This is a genomic window from Sinorhizobium fredii USDA 257, from assembly GCF_000265205.3.
Taxonomy (GTDB): Bacteria; Pseudomonadota; Alphaproteobacteria; order Rhizobiales; family Rhizobiaceae; genus Sinorhizobium; species Sinorhizobium fredii_B.
Map to the genome: position 1 here is coordinate 4,843,886 of NC_018000.1, position 16,290 is coordinate 4,860,175.

Genomic DNA, 16,290 nt, shown 5'->3' on the forward strand with positions numbered 1-16,290 from the left:
ATGCTTTCCGGTGAGAAATGAGAGGAAGCGCGGCAGCCGGTCTTCCGGCCGCACGCGCCAACCAGTTCGAGCCAGACGGTGGGAACGATGCGTAAGCAGATCATGCCTATCGCAAGCCTTGGTCTTGCCGCAGCCATTGCCGGCTGCAACTCCACGGACGCCCTAATCCCGCAAGTGGACGTGGGCGGAGGAACCTTCCGCTCACCGCCGGTGACGCAGTCCGATCTCGAGGCCATGTCCACGCAGACCGCCGTGATGCCGGTGGAAAGCGTACCGCCAAGCCGCACCGCCGCCTTCTCGGCGCAGCCGAACATTTCCGGCCCGCCGACGCAATACGCGACGAACCACACCGATTACACGGACCCCGCCGGCACGCTCGAAGGCCAGGCGAACCGCCTGGCCGAGGGCGCCGCACCGGTGCAGACCATGCCGCCCCAGCCGCCGCAGGCAGAAAATCCGTCGCCGCAGGCAGAAAATCCGTCGCCGCAGGCAGAAAGTCAGCCGGTGCAGGCAGAAAGTGTCACGCCGCCGGAGGAAGAAAGCATACAGCAGCCGGCGCAGCCTGACGTCGCGAGCGCACCGGAAGAGACGAAACAGGCCGCCGCTTCGCCGACTCCGGCGGTGACGGGCGCCGGCGGCATCCGCTTCCTGCCGATCATCGGCGCTCCGGTTCAGGCCGTCACGCCCCTCTCGAAGCAGCTCGGCGCCTCGGCTCGGGCGCAGGGGCTCACCATCAAGAGCTCCACCGACGCCACCAGCGACCACATCCTCAAGGGCTATTTCTCGGCGCTCAACGACGGCGGCAAGACGACCGTCGTCTATGTCTGGGACATTCTGGACGGCAGCGGCAACCGCCTGCACCGCATCCAGGGACAGGACACGGTGGAAAGCAGCGCTGCCGAACCCTGGGGCGCCATTCCGCCCCAAACAATGCAGGCGATCGCCAGCAAGACGATCGATGCTTATCTCGAATGGCGCCGTTCCCAGCGCGGTTGACGCAAAGTTTTTAGGATAATAGGCGCTGCGGCGCAGCAATCCCCTTGCATTCACCTTCAAGGACGCTAAAAAGCGGCCGATCAGCTCTGACAGCGGCCATCGCAGCGATTGCCCGCGATCGGAATGGCTCAGGGAATCTGCGCGGACAATTCTGCCCCCGGATCGGACGGTGGCCGCGCCAGCTCAAGGCGGACCGTCTATGAAGGTTTTCGCAGGCAATTCGAACCGGCTGCTGGCCGAAGCGATCTGCAACTATCTCAACCTGCCGCTCGGCAAAGCCACGGTACGGCGCTTCGCCGATCAGGAAATCTTCGTCGAGATCGGCGAAAACGTGCGCGGCGAGGATGTGTTCATCGTCCAGTCGACGTCCTTCCCCACCAACGATCATCTGATGGAACTGCTCATCATGATCGACGCGGTCCGCCGCTCCTCCGCCCGCCGCATCACCGCCGTGCTTCCCTATTTCGGCTATGCCCGGCAGGACCGCAAACCCGGCCCACGCACGCCGATCTCGGCCAAGCTGGTCGCCAATCTCATTACCAGAGCCGGGGCCGACCGCGTCCTCACCCTCGATCTCCACGCCGGCCAGATCCAGGGCTTCTTCGATATCCCGACCGACAATCTCTATGCGGTTCCGATCCTGGCGCGCGACGTCAAGGAGCACTACGACCTCAGGAACGTCACGGTCGTCTCGCCGGACGTCGGCGGCGTCGTGCGTGCCCGGGCACTGGCCAAGCGGCTCGACTGTCTGCTGGCGATCGTCGACAAGCGTCGCGATCGCCCCGGTGAATCGGAGGTCATGAACGTCATCGGTGATGTCCACGGCAAGGATTGCATCCTGATCGACGACATCGTCGATTCCGGCGGCACGCTCTGCAATGCCGCCGAAGCGCTGCTCAAGAACGGCGCCACCAGCGTCACCGCCTATATCACCCACGGCGTCCTCTCGGGCGGCGCGGTCGCCCGCGTCACCTCCTCGATGCTGAAGGAACTGGTGATCACCGATTCCATTCAGCCGACCACAGCCGTGCAATCGGCACACAATGTCCGCGTGATCTCGACCGCCGGCCTGATCGGCGAAGCCATCAGCCGGACCAGCCAGGAAGAATCGGTTTCGAGCCTCTTCGACTGAGGTCTCCGGATCGACCCAACGGTCTTTCGACCATTGGCGCTGGGCGTTTTTGCGCGGCCGGCCAGTTATCTTTTTACGTCTAGCATATATGAGGCAGCTTCGCCGGCAGGCATCGCATCTTTCGAATAGGTGAAGGTGCCGTACTCCTTGACCTCCCGTGCCGCACGCAGGAGCCCGCCCAGGGCTGCCCGTGCGAAGGAGCCGCCGACGCTGATACGCTTCACGCCCGCCTCCTGCAGCTCCTGGACCGTGAAAATCTGCCCGGTCAGGCCCATGACGACGTTGACCGGCCGATTGACGGACGAGCAGACCGTTCGGATCGCCTCGAGACTTGGCAGCCCCGGGGCGTAGAGAACATCCGCACCAGCCTCTTCGAATGCAGCAAGGCGTCGGATCGTATCGTCCAGATCAGGTCGCCCATGCAGGAAGTTCTCGGCCCGGGCGGTCAGGATGAAAGGGTGCTTACGAGCCTCTTCAGCAGCGGCAGCAATTCGTTCCACGGCCAAGCTAAACTCGAAAATCGGGTCGCTTGGATTACCGGTGGCATCTTCAATCGAACCACCGACGAGACCGACCCCCGCCGCCATCGAAACCGTCACGGAACAGCACTGCGGATCGGCGCCAAAACCGTCCTCCAAGTCGGCCGAAACAGGTAGATCGGTCGCTTCGACGATATCTCCGGCATTCTGCAGGATTGCGTCGCGCGAAAGAGCCGCCGCCGAATCCCTCCGTCCGACGGAGAAGGCAAAGCCGGCGCTCGTCGTGGCCAATGCCTCGAACCCAAGTGCCGTGAGGATGCGCGCAGAGCCGGCATCCCAGGGATTGGGAATAACGAAAGCACCCGGACGGTCATGCAATGCACGGAATGCTTGATGCTTGCTCGCCTGGTTCGTCATGTGTCACCTCCGCTGTGAGGAGAGAGATAGCACTTATCGAACAAAAGAGGAACACAGCAAGTTCAGCAGATCAACCCCGGGTCGCCACGGCACAAGCCTCGCCGCCGCCGAAAAGGCGCGACCGCGTGAGGAAGCGTTTCTCGCGGCCGTTGTCGAGCGAGAACATGCCGCCCCTGCCCGGCACCACGTCGATGATCAATTGGGTGTGCTTCCAAACCTCGTACTGGCTGGCGCTGATATAGACCGGCACGCCATCGATCTCCCCAAGCTTCACATCGTTGTCGCCGACCATATAGTCGTCGGCCGGGTAGCACATCGGCGAAGAGCCGTCACAGCAGCCGCCCGACTGGTGAAACAGGATATCCGGATGATTGCGCCGGATTTCGCGGATGAGATCAATCGCCGCGTCCGTCGCGCGCACGCGCGGCTCGCCATTTGTTTTCGTCATCATCCCTTCTTTCCTAAACGCGGCGGCTCGCGATGGAACACCGGGAGCCTGCCGGGAGGATCACCGGCACGAGCGGGATGAGGAAAAGTATGAGCGGTCTTCGCCCGCATCCCGCCCAACTTTTTAGAAAGGGCCGGGATCAGAAGAAGCCGAGCGCCTTCGGGCTGTAGCTCACCAGCATGTTCTTGGTCTGCTGGTAGTGGTCGAGCATCATCTTGTGCGTCTCGCGGCCGATGCCCGACTGCTTGTAACCGCCGAAGGCGGCATGCGCCGGATAGGCATGGTAGCAATTGGTCCAGACGCGGCCGGCCTGGATCTCGCGGCCGAAGCGGTAGCAGCGATTGGCGTCGCGGCTCCACATGCCGGCTCCGAGACCGTAGAGCGTGTCGTTGGCGATCGCGAGCGCCTCGTCCTCGGTCTTGAAGGTTGTTACCGACACGACCGGACCGAAGATCTCCTCCTGGAAGATGCGCATTTTGTTATGCCCGCGGAATACCGTTGGCTTGACATAATAGCCACCGGAGAGATCGCCCTCGAGCACGTTGCGCTCGCCGCCGGTCAGGACCTCGGCGCCCTCCTGCTTGCCAATGTCGATATAGGAGAGGATCTTCTCCAGCTGTTCGCCCGACGCCTGGGCGCCGATCATCGTCGCCGGGTCGTGCGGATTGCCCTGTCGGATCGCCTCGACCCGCTTCAGCGCCCGCTCCATGAAACGGTCGTAGATGCTTTCCTGGACCAGCGCCCGGCTCGGGCAGGTGCAGACCTCGCCCTGGTTAAGCGCAAACATGGCGAAGCCTTCCAGCGCCTTGTCGAAATAGTCGTCGTCCTCGTTGAGCACGTCGGCGAAGAAGATGTTCGGCGACTTGCCGCCGAGCTCGAGTGTCACGGGGATGAGGTTCTGGCTGGCATATTGCATGATCAGTCGCCCCGTCGTCGTCTCGCCGGTAAAAGCGATCTTGGCGATGCGCGGGCTGGTCGCCAGCGGCTTGCCCGCCTCGAGGCCGAAGCCGTTGACGATGTTGAGCACGCCCGGCGGCAACAGGTCGGCGATCAATTCGGCAAGTATGAGGATCGAGGCCGGCGTCTGCTCGGCCGGCTTCAAGACGACGCAGTTGCCGGCCGCAAGCGCCGGCGCCACCTTCCAGGCGGCCATCAGGATCGGGAAATTCCAGGGAATGATCTGGCCGACGACACCGAGCGGCTCATGGAAATGATAGGCGACCGTATCGTGGTCGATCTCGCCGATCGAGCCTTCCTGCGCCCGAATGCAGGCGGCGAAATAGCGGAAATGGTCGATCGCCAACGGAATGTCGGCGGCCATGGTTTCGCGGATCGGCTTGCCGTTGTCCCAGGTCTCGGCCCGCGCCAGAAGCTCGAGATTGTCCTCCATCCGCGCAGCGATTTTCATCAGGATGTTGGAGCGCTCGGTTGTCGAGGTCCGGCCCCACTTCTCCTTGGCGGCATGGGCGGCATCGAGCGCGAGCTCGACATCGGCGGCATCCGAACGGGCAACCTGGCAGAGCGAACCGCCGGTGACAGGCGTGGTATTGTCGAAATAGCGGCCGGCGACCGGCTCGCGCCACTCACCGCCGATGAAATTTCCATACTTGTGCTTGAACGGGTTCTCGAGAATCTTCTGATGCAGCATGGCTTCCTCCCTTGGAAAAAACAGCACTCCGATCTGCTGTGGAAGGAAGAGTGAAGCCGACTGCGGATTTTCGGTAGTGCGCCGCAGCAGCCGGCAATGCCATTTGTTTCAGAATTGAGACAGGTCGCCGTTGCCTGTCGTGCTGCAGCGCAGCAATGACTCAAAAAGTCAATTAAGCGAAAGCCGCTTCATCTTGCGGTAGAGTGTTGCGCGGCTGATACCTAGGAGGTCGGCGGCCATCGACACATTGCCGTTGGTGCGCGACAGCACGCGGCGCAGTGCCGCTCTTTCGGCATCCGGCAATTCGGCTCCGTCCCCGGGAACGCCCTCCTGGAGCAGGTCGGAGGCGGGAATGCCGGCTGCAATGCGCTTGTCGTCAAGCCCGAGCCACTGCCGGGCTGCCCGCGTCGCGCCGAGCACGAGATCGTCGCGGTCGACGGCGAGCAGAGCCGGCCCTTGGCGATCGGCCGGCACGAGCACGATCCGCACCTCCGCAAAGGCGCGGCGGAAGAGGTTTGCCTCGATACGGGCGGCCGCATCGCGCACCGCTTGCGAGAGGATCGCGAGCGTCGCCTCGGAAGCGTCGTCACGGCAGGTGGAGATGTCGAGCGCGGCGGCAAGGCGCCCGGCTTCGTCGCGAATCGGCGCTGTCGCGCAGCTCAAGCCGATATTGCGGCTCAAGAAATGCTGGTCGCGATGGATCACGACGGGGCGATCGTCGGCGATCGCCGTGCCGATGCCGTTGGTTCCGACGCTCGCCTCGCTCCACACGGTGCCCGACCAAAGTCCGACGCCACGAAAATCCGTATCGTCCCCACCTGCCCCGCGCCGCTCGAGCGCAATCCCTTTCTCGTCGGTAAGCAACAGGCAGCATCCAGCCTTGACGATGACGGCGAACAGCCGGTCGAGTTCGCCGACGGCTTCCGCAATCAGCACTCCGGAGCGTTCGCGCGCCTGCCGAAAATCGCCATCCGCAAGGCGCCATGGCAAACGCGCCTCCTCGGGGGCAAGACCGTGCAGGGTCATGCAGCGCCGCCACGAGGCGGCGACCGGCGAGCTGACGGCTGCCGACGACTGTTGCGCGGTCCTGTAGACGTGTTCGGTATGGTCCCGGACTGCAGGCATTCGCTCCCTCCCTGAAAGCGTCCTCCGGCGGTAGGTCGCCTGCACCTATCTCCCGGTTCGGTGCAGCCGCGTCGGCCGCCACTATAGGCTGGGACTGCGCGGCCGGTCCAGCCAGACGAAGGTCGTGCAACACGATCCTTCGTCGCTGCGTCGGGCGACGGTATCGACACGGCCGCCGATATGCTACGCCGTCGGCCAGCCAATTCCCGCGACTCGCCATCAACACCCGCCCGCAACACCCGGTTGTCCGCCATGCTTCGTGATTTTTCCGTGCAAAGCCTCTTCATGGGCGTGCTGATCGCCTTCGTCGGCTTCGCCAGCTCCTTCGCCGTCATTCTGCATGGCCTCGCCGGCGTCGGGGCGACGGCGGCCCAGGCGGCCTCTGGCCTGACGGCTCTGTCGATTTCCATGGGCGTCTGCGCGATCCTCATCAGCATCGCCACGCGGCTTCCCGTCAGCATCGCCTGGTCGACGCCCGGTGCGGCGCTGCTGGCGACATCAGGAACCGTCGAGGGTGGCTTCAACGCCGCCGTCGGCGCCTTTCTGGTTTGCGGCCTGCTGATCGTCATCGCAGGCCTGTGGAAGTCGCTCGGTCGGATGGTGTCTTCCATTCCTCCGGCTCTGGCGAACGCAATGCTCGCCGGCGTGCTCTTGAGCCTCTGCTTCGCGCCGGTGAAGGCGATCGCCTTCAATCCGCTCTTCGGCCTGCCGATCGTCGCCGCCTGGGCGATCGTCGGCAGCCTCAACAAGCTTTATGCCGTGCCGGCCGCGCTTCTCGCCTTCGTGCTGGTGATCGCCTTCGGCGTCCAAATGCCGGACAACGCCTTTGCGCAACTCTCCTCCGCTCTCGTCCCAAAGGCCGAATTCGTTCCGCCGATCTTCAATGCCGCGGCGATGATCAGCATCGCCCTGCCGCTCTTCATCGTGACCATGGCCTCGCAGAATATTCCCGGCATCGCCGTGCTGAAGGTCAACGACTATCACCCGAATCCCGGCCCGCTCTTTGCGACGACCGGCCTCTTTTCCCTGTTCAGCGCACCGTTCGGCGGCCACGCCGTCAATCTGGCGGCGATCACCGCGGCCATGTGCGCCGGCCCCGATGCCCATCCAAACCGCAACCGCCGTTACTGGTCGGCGATCATCGCCGGCATAGCCTATATTGCCTTCGGCCTGCTCGCCGGCGCCGTCACCACCTTTGTCAGCCTGGCGCCGCCGGTGCTGATCGAAGCCGTTGCCGGGCTGGCGCTCATCGGCGCCTTATCGAGTTCGGCCGTGGCGGCCTTCACGGAAGCTCAGACGCGCGAGGCCGCCGCCATCACTTTCCTCGTCACCGCGTCGGGCGTCAGTTTTGCCGGCGTCTCCGGCGCCTTCTGGGGGTTGATCGCCGGCGGCCTCATGTTGGCGCTCGCGCGTTTTTCCCGGCGGAAAAGCTAAGAGGCGCCCGGCGCCTTGCATTTCGACCGGTTCTCCGCTAAGGACCCGGCGTCCGCGCAGACACCCTTGGAGGCAACGCGGATGAAGCTGCCTTGCGGCTTCAGGTTTTTCCGCTTTGACGGACGAACTCTCCAAATAACCAGAAAGGTCTATCCATGAGCCAGAGTTACGAGCTCAAGGCCGAGACGCGCGAACGGGTTGGTAAGGGGTCCTCCCGTGAACTTCGCCGCAACGGTCTTATCCCTGCTGTCATCTACGGTGACAAGCAAGCCCCGCTTTCCATTGTGCTTTCCACCAAGGAAGTGACGATGAAGATCCACGCCGGCGGTTTCATGACCACCGTCGCGACGCTCGACGTCAATGGCGAGAAGATCCGCGTCCTGCCGAAGGACTACCAGTTGGATCCGGTTCGTGATTTCACCATGCATGTCGACTTCCTGCGCGTCTCGAAGGGCAGCCAGGTGTCGGTCCAGGTTCCGGTCCACTTCGAAAACGAAGAGAAGTCCCCGGGCCTGAAGCAGGGCGGCACGCTGAACATCGTTCGCCATGAAGTCGAACTGAACGTTTCCGCCGACAACATTCCGGAGTTCCTGACCGTCGATCTCAGCGGCCTCAAGATCGGCGACACGGTCCACATTTCGGACGTCAAGCTTCCGGCTGGTGCGACCCCGGTCATCGCCGATCGCGACTTCACGGTCGCCACGATCGCCGGCCGTGCGCAGGAAGTTGAAGTCGAAGAAGAAGAAGCAGAGGGCGAAGCGGAAGCTTGATCCGCGACCGCCAGAGCGGCTGACGACCCATCCGGGCCGCAGCATTCGAGAAACCCGTCCCACTCTGGGGCGGGTTTTTTCATTCGTTGTGCACCGCACGCGGGCCGCGAGGGACGGTCACGCCTTGTGAAATCTCGGCGCGCAATTTCAGCAACATTTAAGATTTTGATGATGTTCTGCACGCGAGGGACAAAGCGTGGCAGTGCAAGAGATTTCAAATTTTGAGAGTGGTGACGGCCGCCGGCGGGAGCATGCGATGATGCACTCGGTGGAACGCCGGTTTATTGCGATCGTCTGCGGCGCAATGCTTGTATTCGTTGCGCCTTTGTTGGCGCTTTTCCTGGCCATATCCAGCGAGCGCGTTGCCCGGGAGCGCCTGCAGAACGTCGAGCTGCTTATGGAAGCAAGCGGTGAAGCGCTGGGCAAGCCGATCTGGGACTTCGATCAGGATGGCATAGAACGGATCGCTCTTTCGCTGATGAACGCCAGCGACATTCGCTCCGTGACGATCCGCGATACCGCCGGCAAAATCCTCGCTGAACTGCCTCCAGCAAGTCTCGATGCCGCCGTCGGCAAGTCCCTGGACACCGCCATCTCCTACGACAGCGTCAAGGGCCGCGTGCCCGTCGGATCGTTGAGGGTCGTCGTTCCGACGTCTGGCCTCCTGCTGCGTTTCAGCAAGGACGAGTGGACGATCCTCGGCATCCTTCTTTTTGCCGTCGCAACGGTCTTCGCGGCCGCACTGATCGGCAACCGCTTCATCGTGATCCGGCCGCTGATGCGGCTCACCGCTGCAGTCGAAGCGACCCGGCGCCTCGGATCACGCCATCGGGTCGATTGGAACTCGGACGATGAGATGGGCGCCTTGGCCGGCAACTTCAATGCGATGCAGGACCGGCTGGAGCGTGAGGAAAAGGAGTTGAAGAGCGCGCATGCCCGCGCGACGGAGACCTATAATCTGACGCCGGCCATGCTTTTCTCCCTCGATGCCGCAGGCCGCTTGACCGCGGTCAGCGACTATTGGCTGCTGGCGACCGGCTACGCCCGTGGCGAGGTCATCGGGCGAAGCTTCACCGATTTCATCGACCCTTCCTGGCACGAGGCCTACCACCTGCGCTCGAACGCAGCAGCGGCGGATGGTCACGATATCAGCGAATTGACCCTGCCATTCCGCAAGGCGGACGGCGAGTTCATGACCGTGCTCATTCTGGAAACGGAAACAAGCGGCGGCGAAATCTCGCTTTCGGTAATGACCGATGTCACGGCCTTGAAACAGGCCGAAAGCCGCAACCATGCCCAGGCGATCACCGACCACTTGACCGGGCTTCTGAACCGGCAGGGGTTCGAGAACGCGCTCGACGAAGCAATTCTGAGCGCCGACCAATGCGGCATTCAGATTGCGTGCCTGTTTATCGACCTCGACCGTTTCAAGTGGATCAACGACAATTTCGGCCACGCCGCCGGCGATGCGGTCTTGCGCCAGACGGTTGAGCGCATCCAGGCGGCGCTTCGGCCTGAAGATGTGATCGCGCGGCTCGGCGGCGACGAATTCGCCATTCTCGTTGCCGCAACCGACGTTGCCGCCTTGGCAAGCGAGATTGGCGAGAGCATTTGCGCGGCGCTGCACGAACCGATGCCGATTACCGGAAACGAGCTCCTCGTCAGCGCCAGTGTCGGCGTTTCGGTCTACCCGACCCACGCCTCGGGCGCCTCCGACCTGCTGCTCAAGGCCGACATGGCGATGTACGCCCGCAAACGCGACGGCAAGAACGGCCTGCAGATTTTCGATGCCGGCATGCTCGACGCGGCGCGCGAGCGCCATGAGATCGAACAATGCATCGAGGCCGGCCTGAAGGAAGACTGGTTCGAGGCGTGGCTGCAGCCGATCGTCAGCCTTGACGACGGTCAGATCGCCGGTTTCGAAGCGTTGATGCGCCTCAACCATCCGGAAAAAGGCCTAATGCCGCCGGGCAAGATCATCGGGATTGCCGAGGAGACCGGCACGATAGGCCGCATCGGCGACCGCGTCCTGGAAAAGGCGATCCGCCATCTCGCCGCCATCTCCCGATTGGACGGAACCCAGAGCACCTATCTCGCCGTCAACTTCTCGCCGTTGCAGTTCGAATTGACCCTGCCCCACAAGCTCGCCGCGCTCCTGCTCAAGCATCACATTCCGCCGCAGCGCATCGTCGTCGAGATCACCGAGGCGGTGCTGATGCTTGACAATCCGGAGGTCCATGCGGTCCTGAAGCAGTTGAACGAGTTCGGTTGCCGCATCGCCCTCGACGATTTCGGCACCGGCTATTCGTCGCTCAGCTACCTCAACCGCTTCCCGGTCGATATCGTCAAGGTCGATCAGTCCTTCACACGCTCCTTGAGCTCGGCAGCCACCGACGTCCGGCGCAAGAGCCGAATGCTGATCAAGGGCATTCGAACGATCTCCCACCAGATGGGCTGCACGGTCGTTGCCGAGGGCATCGAGACGAAGGAGCAGTGGCAACTCCTGCGCAAGCTCGGCGTGGATTATGGCCAGGGCTATCTCTTCAGCCGGCCGATGCCCATCGACGGTATGCTGACCATGCTGGAGAACGAATCCGAGGCCAAGACCAGCGCTCCGGCATGATGCGGAGAAAAGGAGACAAGGCGTGAAGCAACTGATCCTGGCATTCTTCCTTGGTCTTTCCACCGCCGCTCACGCCGAGACGATCCATTTCGTCACCGAGGAATACCCGCCCTACAATTTCTCGACCGACAGAGGCGCGAGCGGCGCCTCGGTCGACCAGGTCGCCCTGATCACGCAGGCCGTCAAACTCCCCTACGAGATCGAGGTCCTGCCTTGGGCACGCGCCTTTGCGCTTGCAGAAAGCGAGCCCTTCCATTGCGTTTTCACGACCGGCCATGATGCCGAGCGGGACAAGAACTTCAAATGGATCGAGCCCCTTCTCGTCGACCAATTGATCATGGTCCGCCGCAAGGATTCCGCCATCGAGCCGCGTTCGCTCGATGAGGCCAAACAGTTCATCGTCGGCACCCAGCGCGAGGACTTTTCCGCCAACTATCTGAAGGAGCATGGCTTTCAGAAGATCGACTATGCCGTCAGCCTCGACTCGACGCTGAAAAAGCTGATCGCCGGCCGCGTCGATCTGATGATGACCTCGGAAAAGACCTTCGAGTCGATGCGAGCCGACGGCAAGCCTATCGAGGCGGCGCTGGTGCTCGAAGGCAAGCAATACGGCATCGCCTGCCACAAGGACATGCCGGATGAGATCGTGGCCGGCTTGCAGACAGAGCTTGACCGCCTGATCGCACAGGGAGTCCAGGACCGGATTTTCGAACATTACGGCGTGCGCACCAACAGCGTAAAGCAGGCGGCCAATAGGGATTGACTTACCAGGGCGACGGTGTTTGGGGTTGGATGACACGTGAGCGTTCGCCCGAAAATGCATTAGGAGTTGGCCGCATGCTGATCATCGCGGGACTTGGCAATCCGGGGTCCAAATATGCCGGTAACCGCCACAATATCGGCTTCATGGCGGTCGATGCCATCCAGCAGCGCCAGGGTTTCTCCTCCTGGTCGAAGAAGTTCAAGGCGGAGATCGCCGAGGGCGAGGTCGCCGGCGAACGGGTTCTGCTGATCAAGCCGCAGACCTTCATGAACCTTTCCGGCGAGGCGGTCGGCGAAGCGATGCGCTTCTACAAGGTCGCGCCAAAGGACATCGTCGTCATCTATGACGAGCTGGATCTCCTCGCCGGCAAGGCGCGGATCAAGACCGGCGGCGGCCATGGCGGCCACAACGGCATCAAGTCGATCGACGCGCATTGCGGCAAGGAGTACCGCCGCATGCGCCTCGGAATCGGCCATCCGGGCGTCAAGGACCTGGTACATGCACATGTGCTCGGCGATTTCGCCAAGGCCGACCAGACCTGGCTATCGCCGCTGCTCGACACGATCGCCGAGAATGCCGGCATGCTGGTCAAGGGCGAGGATTCGCAGCTGATGAACAAGATCGCCCTTGCCACAGGCGGCAAGCCCGACCCGGAATCGCCGCAGGCAGCGAAGAAGCAGGTGGCCCAATCCCATATCCACCAGGCCCGCAACGCCGCCCAGCCGAAGAAACTGCCGACGACCGGCCCGATGGCCGAGATGCTCAAAAAGATGTTCGGTTCCAAGGGGGACTGAGGGAGCCGATCGAGGCTCACTCTTCCGGCTCGGTCGTGAACATCAGGGGAAAGCCGGCTTCCTTGCCGAGGTCGGTCGCTTCCTTGGCTTTGGTCTCGGCGATATCCCGGGCGCAGACCACGACGACCGACGTGCCGAGCTTATGAGCGGTCATCATCACCCGGTAACCGGCCTCCTCGCTCATCCGAAAGATGGCCTTCAACACCATCACCACGAAGTCGCGCGGCGTGTAGTCGTCGTTGACGAGTATGACCTTGTAGAGCCTCGGCCGCTCGAGCTTGGGCTTCACCTTCGTTTTTCGTTTTGGGGCGACTTCATTGTCACTCATCGGAAAATTCACCCGTTGATGACATGCGGTGGGTCGGAACCAATATCGCGCTTGCAGCATCGGCATTCAAGTCGAAAGCCGGCCGAGTTCCAGCCGAAGCGCGCGAAGAGCTTGACCGCTCCTCTCCTTTATCCCATAGCCACGCCCAAGAAATTCGAGAACGACAGGTTTAGGCCATGGGCTTCAAATGCGGTATCGTCGGACTGCCGAATGTCGGCAAGTCCACACTCTTCAACGCGCTGACCAAGACGGCGGCGGCGCAGGCGGCGAACTATCCCTTCTGCACGATCGAGCCGAACACTGGCGAGGTCGCGGTGCCAGACGGGCGGATGCGCAAGCTCGCCGACATCGCCAAGTCGAAGGAGATCATTCCGACCCGCATTTCCTTCGTCGACATTGCCGGGCTGGTGCGCGGCGCCTCCAAGGGCGAAGGCCTCGGCAATCAGTTCCTCGCCAATATTCGCGAGGTGGATGCCGTGGTGCACGTTCTGCGCTGCTTCGAGGACGACGACATCACCCATGTCGAGGGCCGCATCCATCCGGTCGAGGACTCCGAGACGATCGAGACCGAGCTGATGCTCGCCGATCTCGAGAGCCTCGAGCGGCGCACCGAACAGACGCGCAAGCGTGCGATCGGCAAGGACAAGGAGTCCATGGCGCAGCTTCCGATCATGGACGCCTCGCTGAAGCTCCTGCAGGAAGGCAAGCCGGTCCGCACTCTACTGGCGAAACTCGATGCCGAGGAACTTCGTATTCTTCAGGGGCTCAATCTTCTCACTGCCCACCCGGTTCTCTACGTCTGCAACGTCGCCGAATCTGACGCTGCAACGGGCAACGAGCACACCCGCGCCGTTGCCGAGATGGCCAAGGCCCAGGGCGCGGAAACCGTCGTCATTTCGGCGGCGATCGAATCCGAAGTGGCGCAACTGCCGGAAGAGGAGGCCAGGGAATTCCTCGCCGCCTTGGGTCTCGAAGAAGCCGGTCTCGACCGGCTGATCCGGGCCGGCTACAAGCTGCTCGACCTCATCACCTATTTCACGGTCGGTCCCAAGGAGACGCGTGCCTGGACCATCCCGCGCGGCACCAAGGCGCCGCAGGCGGCCGGCGTCATCCACTCGGATTTCGAGCGCGGTTTCATCCGGGCGAACACCATCGCCTATGACGACTATATCGCACTTGGCGGCGAGAACGGCGCCAAGGAAGCCGGCAAGGCCCGCGACGAAGGCAAAGAGTATGTCGTCCAGGACGGCGACGTCATCCACTTCCGCTTCAACACCTGACATGCGAGGGATGCGGCTCTATCTATGCGCCGCATCGTTCCGCTGCCATGGAGGGCGCCATGCTCTACTTCGAGGATTTCACGCCGGGGCGTCGCTTCGACTATCGTCCGGTTGAAATGCAGGCTGCAGACATGATCGCCTTTGCCGGCGAGTTCGATCCGCAGCCGATGCATCTCGACGAGGAGGCGGGCAGCAGGAGCATCCTCGGTGGCCTTTCCGCCTCCGGCTGGCATACGAGCGCGATCGGCATGCGGATGATGATCGACGCCTTTCTCGGCAACTCGTCCTCGCAGGGCTCGCCCGGCATCGAATTCATGGACTGGAAGAAGCCGGTGCTGGCGGGAGATGTGCTTTCCGGCTTCAGCCTAGTACTGGAGTCGCGCCCGTCGAAATCGAAGCCCAGCGTCGGTTTCGTCAAGTTCCGCAATGAAATCCGCAATCAGAGTGGCGAACCGGTCGCGGTTTCCGAAGCTACGGTGATATTTCGACGCCGCGAGAGTGGATATCGGCCATGATGACGCTCGAGGAACTCTATCAGGCCGGCCGCAAGACCGTCGTCGGCAGCCTGGCATTCACGGCGGAGGACATCATCCGCTTCGCCCGCGATTTCGATCCGCAGCCCTTCCATCTCGACGAGGAGAAAGCCAGACACTCGCTTCTCGGCGGTCTTTGCGCCTCCGGCTGGCACACCAGCGCCGGCTGGATGAAGTGCTTCGTCCGCTTCTGGACGGATGAGGTCCGGCGCCTCGCAGCAGAAGGACTGCACGCGCCGAAACTCGGGCCGGCTACCGGCTTCCGGGAGCTCAAGTGGCTGAAGCCGGTCTATGCCGGCGACACCGTCACCTATGCCGTCACGCTCCTCGAAGCCCGCGCCCTCGCCTCCCGCCCCGGCTGGCGCATCAACACGATCCTCTGCGAGGGCGAGAACCAGCACGGCGAGCCGGTGATCCGCTTCCAAAGCAAGGTCATCGAATTCACGTAAGGCGCGCGCCGAACGTCCGCACTCCTCTCCGATCAATGCCCCTCGAACTCGATCAGCGTGCGGACCTTGACGCCGAGCGCTTCGAGCTTCCTGCGCCCGCCAAGCTCCGGCAGGTCGATGATGAAGCAGGCGGCGACGATGTCGGCGCCCATCTGTTGCAGCAGCTTGGTGGCACCTTCGGCGGTTCCGCCGGTGGCGATCAGGTCGTCGACCAGGATCACCTTTTCGCCGGGCGTGATCGCGTCCCTGTGCATTTCCATCTCGTCCACGCCGTATTCCAGGCTGTAAGCGATCCTGACCGTGTCGTGCGGCAGCTTGCCCTTCTTGCGGATAGGCACGAAACCGGCGGAAAGCTGATGCGCGATCGCACCGCCCAGGATGAAGCCGCGCGCTTCGATGCCGGCGATCTTGTCAACCTTGGTTCCTGCGTAGGGATGGACAAGTTCATCGATCGCCCGGCGGAACGTTCTCGGATTGCCAAGCAGCGTCGTGATGTCGCGAAAAACGATGCCGGGCTTCGGGTAATCCGGAATGCTCCGGATGGCGGAAATCAGTTCCGATTGAACAGCGATCATGGTGTGGAAACGGCCTTTTGAAGTCTGAAGACGGCAAAGCCATAGCACCATCGAACCCCATGTTCACAGGAATTTCTTTGCGGAGCACCGGGCCGGAACAATTTGGCTCGGCCCTGGGTTGATGCTACGCTTAACCGTCGGCAGGTTCCGGCCGCGGCCCTGCTCAAGTGCAATGACGACCAGAGCGGGAGGAGAAAGCGTCGGCGGTCTTCCGCCCCTATCCCGCTCCACTTCCGCTGCATGTTCCTTAAACCATGCAGCAATTCAAAGTGGTACAGCGACCTTTGAGGAAGGAGGAACACCATGCGCCTATTCGAATGCGGTTCGCTTGTCCCGGGCTGCCCCTGGCACACCCGCGCCGACAACGACGCGGAAATCGTCCGTCGGGTGGTGGAGCACATGCGCGACACCCACGGCGAGACGGTGATCCGCGAGAACATGGTCGACAACATCAAGGCTCGGATCGTTGACGAAACCCAGGCGGCGTGACCGCCGG

General features: G+C 62.6%; 17 protein-coding genes. 11 read left to right on the forward strand and 6 right to left on the reverse strand.

Annotation, left to right across the window (positions count from 1 at the left end; genetic code table 11):
• Positions 1–87: 87 nt before the first annotated feature.
• A complete protein-coding gene (locus USDA257_RS22745) occupies positions 88–996 on the forward strand; it encodes a hypothetical protein (protein ID WP_014765337.1) in 909 nt (302 codons plus the stop codon).
• A gap of 199 nt (positions 997–1,195) precedes the next feature.
• Positions 1,196–2,128, forward strand: a complete 933-nt coding sequence (locus USDA257_RS22750) for a ribose-phosphate pyrophosphokinase (RefSeq protein ID WP_014765339.1) — start codon at positions 1,196–1,198, stop codon at positions 2,126–2,128.
• Positions 2,129–2,193: 65 nt separating this feature from the next.
• Here USDA257_RS22750 and USDA257_RS22755 read toward each other — a convergent pair whose 3' ends face one another.
• The 4 genes from USDA257_RS22755 to USDA257_RS22770 form a co-directional block, all read right to left on the reverse strand.
• Entirely contained in the window at positions 2,194–3,024 is an 831-nt protein-coding gene (locus tag USDA257_RS22755; protein ID WP_014765340.1) for an isocitrate lyase/PEP mutase family protein, read from the reverse strand.
• A gap of 70 nt (positions 3,025–3,094) precedes the next feature.
• Positions 3,095–3,475 carry a DUF779 domain-containing protein gene (locus USDA257_RS22760; RefSeq protein ID WP_014765341.1) on the reverse strand — a complete coding sequence of 127 codons (381 nt, stop codon included), beginning with the start codon at positions 3,473–3,475 and terminating at the stop codon, positions 3,095–3,097.
• A gap of 136 nt (positions 3,476–3,611) precedes the next feature.
• The gene (gene adh / locus USDA257_RS22765) at positions 3,612–5,120 is read right to left on the reverse strand and encodes an aldehyde dehydrogenase (RefSeq protein ID WP_014765342.1); all 1,509 of its coding nucleotides are present in this window, start codon (positions 5,118–5,120) and stop codon (positions 3,612–3,614) included.
• Positions 5,121–5,288: 168 nt separating this feature from the next.
• A complete protein-coding gene (locus tag USDA257_RS22770; RefSeq protein ID WP_014765343.1) occupies positions 5,289–6,245 on the reverse strand; it encodes a helix-turn-helix domain-containing protein in 957 nt (318 codons plus the stop codon).
• A gap of 252 nt (positions 6,246–6,497) precedes the next feature.
• Between USDA257_RS22770 and USDA257_RS22775 the strand changes: the two genes are divergently transcribed.
• The 5 genes from USDA257_RS22775 to pth all read left to right on the forward strand — a co-directional run bounded on the left by USDA257_RS22775 (position 6,498) and on the right by pth (position 12,629).
• The gene (locus USDA257_RS22775) at positions 6,498–7,679 is read left to right on the forward strand and encodes a benzoate/H(+) symporter BenE family transporter (RefSeq protein ID WP_041414554.1); all 1,182 of its coding nucleotides are present in this window, start codon (positions 6,498–6,500) and stop codon (positions 7,677–7,679) included.
• A gap of 155 nt (positions 7,680–7,834) precedes the next feature.
• The gene (locus USDA257_RS22780) at positions 7,835–8,449 is read left to right on the forward strand and encodes a 50S ribosomal protein L25/general stress protein Ctc (protein ID WP_014765345.1); all 615 of its coding nucleotides are present in this window, start codon (positions 7,835–7,837) and stop codon (positions 8,447–8,449) included.
• Positions 8,450–8,705: 256 nt separating this feature from the next.
• Complete coding sequence (locus tag USDA257_RS22785) at positions 8,706–11,072, forward strand: putative bifunctional diguanylate cyclase/phosphodiesterase (protein WP_014765346.1); 2,367 nt, start codon at positions 8,706–8,708, stop codon at positions 11,070–11,072.
• Between the two features lie 22 nt (positions 11,073–11,094).
• Positions 11,095–11,835 carry a substrate-binding periplasmic protein gene (locus USDA257_RS22790; RefSeq protein WP_014765347.1) on the forward strand — a complete coding sequence of 247 codons (741 nt, stop codon included), beginning with the start codon at positions 11,095–11,097 and terminating at the stop codon, positions 11,833–11,835.
• Between the two features lie 74 nt (positions 11,836–11,909).
• A complete protein-coding gene (gene pth / locus USDA257_RS22795; RefSeq protein ID WP_041414556.1) occupies positions 11,910–12,629 on the forward strand; it encodes an aminoacyl-tRNA hydrolase in 720 nt (239 codons plus the stop codon).
• Positions 12,630–12,645: 16 nt separating this feature from the next.
• Here the strand turns inward: pth and clpS are convergent, their stop codons facing one another.
• Positions 12,646–12,957 (reverse strand): ATP-dependent Clp protease adapter ClpS, encoded by a 312-nt coding sequence (gene clpS / locus USDA257_RS22800; protein ID WP_014765349.1) that lies wholly within the window; start codon positions 12,955–12,957, stop codon positions 12,646–12,648.
• 176 nt (positions 12,958–13,133) lie between these two features.
• Here clpS and ychF point away from each other — a divergent pair, with 176 nt between their 5' ends.
• From ychF to USDA257_RS22815, 3 genes are read left to right on the forward strand one after another with little or no spacing between them, the layout of a single operon-like run.
• The gene (gene ychF, locus USDA257_RS22805; protein WP_014765350.1) at positions 13,134–14,237 is read left to right on the forward strand and encodes a redox-regulated ATPase YchF; all 1,104 of its coding nucleotides are present in this window, start codon (positions 13,134–13,136) and stop codon (positions 14,235–14,237) included.
• 59 nt (positions 14,238–14,296) lie between these two features.
• Complete coding sequence (locus tag USDA257_RS22810; protein WP_014765351.1) at positions 14,297–14,752, forward strand: MaoC family dehydratase; 456 nt, start codon at positions 14,297–14,299, stop codon at positions 14,750–14,752.
• Positions 14,749–15,219, forward strand: coding sequence for a MaoC family dehydratase (locus tag USDA257_RS22815; RefSeq protein WP_014765352.1), 471 nt, complete (start codon positions 14,749–14,751; stop codon positions 15,217–15,219). Before USDA257_RS22810 ends, USDA257_RS22815 begins: the two co-directional genes overlap by 4 nt.
• A 32-nt stretch (positions 15,220–15,251) precedes the next feature.
• Here the strand turns inward: USDA257_RS22815 and USDA257_RS22820 are convergent, their stop codons facing one another.
• Entirely contained in the window at positions 15,252–15,794 is a 543-nt protein-coding gene (locus USDA257_RS22820; RefSeq protein WP_041414558.1) for an adenine phosphoribosyltransferase, read from the reverse strand.
• A gap of 303 nt (positions 15,795–16,097) precedes the next feature.
• Here USDA257_RS22820 and USDA257_RS22825 point away from each other — a divergent pair, with 303 nt between their 5' ends.
• Positions 16,098–16,283, forward strand: coding sequence for a DUF1059 domain-containing protein (locus tag USDA257_RS22825; protein WP_012708848.1), 186 nt, complete (start codon positions 16,098–16,100; stop codon positions 16,281–16,283).
• Positions 16,284–16,290 lie beyond the last annotated feature (7 nt).

Excerpts from the sequence above, each read along its gene's own strand:
- USDA257_RS22760 (WP_014765341.1), bottom strand. The coding sequence starts at position 3,475 with ATGATGACGAAAACAAATGGCGAGCCGCGCGTGCGCGCGACGGACGCG.
- USDA257_RS22780 (WP_014765345.1), top strand. The coding sequence starts at position 7,835 with ATGAGCCAGAGTTACGAGCTCAAGGCCGAGACGCGCGAACGGGTTGGT.
- pth (WP_041414556.1), top strand. The coding sequence starts at position 11,910 with ATGCTGATCATCGCGGGACTTGGCAATCCGGGGTCCAAATATGCCGGT.
- USDA257_RS22810 (WP_014765351.1), top strand. The coding sequence starts at position 14,297 with ATGCTCTACTTCGAGGATTTCACGCCGGGGCGTCGCTTCGACTATCGT.
- USDA257_RS22775 (WP_041414554.1), top strand. The coding sequence starts at position 6,498 with ATGCTTCGTGATTTTTCCGTGCAAAGCCTCTTCATGGGCGTGCTGATC.
- USDA257_RS22750 (WP_014765339.1), top strand. The coding sequence starts at position 1,196 with ATGAAGGTTTTCGCAGGCAATTCGAACCGGCTGCTGGCCGAAGCGATC.
- USDA257_RS22820 (WP_041414558.1), bottom strand. The coding sequence starts at position 15,794 with ATGATCGCTGTTCAATCGGAACTGATTTCCGCCATCCGGAGCATTCCG.
- USDA257_RS22745 (WP_014765337.1), top strand. The coding sequence starts at position 88 with ATGCGTAAGCAGATCATGCCTATCGCAAGCCTTGGTCTTGCCGCAGCC.
- USDA257_RS22755 (WP_014765340.1), bottom strand. The coding sequence starts at position 3,024 with ATGACGAACCAGGCGAGCAAGCATCAAGCATTCCGTGCATTGCATGAC.
- adh (WP_014765342.1), bottom strand. The coding sequence starts at position 5,120 with ATGCTGCATCAGAAGATTCTCGAGAACCCGTTCAAGCACAAGTATGGA.
- clpS (WP_014765349.1), bottom strand. The coding sequence starts at position 12,957 with ATGAGTGACAATGAAGTCGCCCCAAAACGAAAAACGAAGGTGAAGCCC.
- USDA257_RS22785 (WP_014765346.1), top strand. The coding sequence starts at position 8,706 with ATGATGCACTCGGTGGAACGCCGGTTTATTGCGATCGTCTGCGGCGCA.
- USDA257_RS22815 (WP_014765352.1), top strand. The coding sequence starts at position 14,749 with ATGATGACGCTCGAGGAACTCTATCAGGCCGGCCGCAAGACCGTCGTC.
- USDA257_RS22770 (WP_014765343.1), bottom strand. The coding sequence starts at position 6,245 with ATGCCTGCAGTCCGGGACCATACCGAACACGTCTACAGGACCGCGCAA.
- ychF (WP_014765350.1), top strand. The coding sequence starts at position 13,134 with ATGGGCTTCAAATGCGGTATCGTCGGACTGCCGAATGTCGGCAAGTCC.
- USDA257_RS22825 (WP_012708848.1), top strand. The coding sequence starts at position 16,098 with ATGCGCCTATTCGAATGCGGTTCGCTTGTCCCGGGCTGCCCCTGGCAC.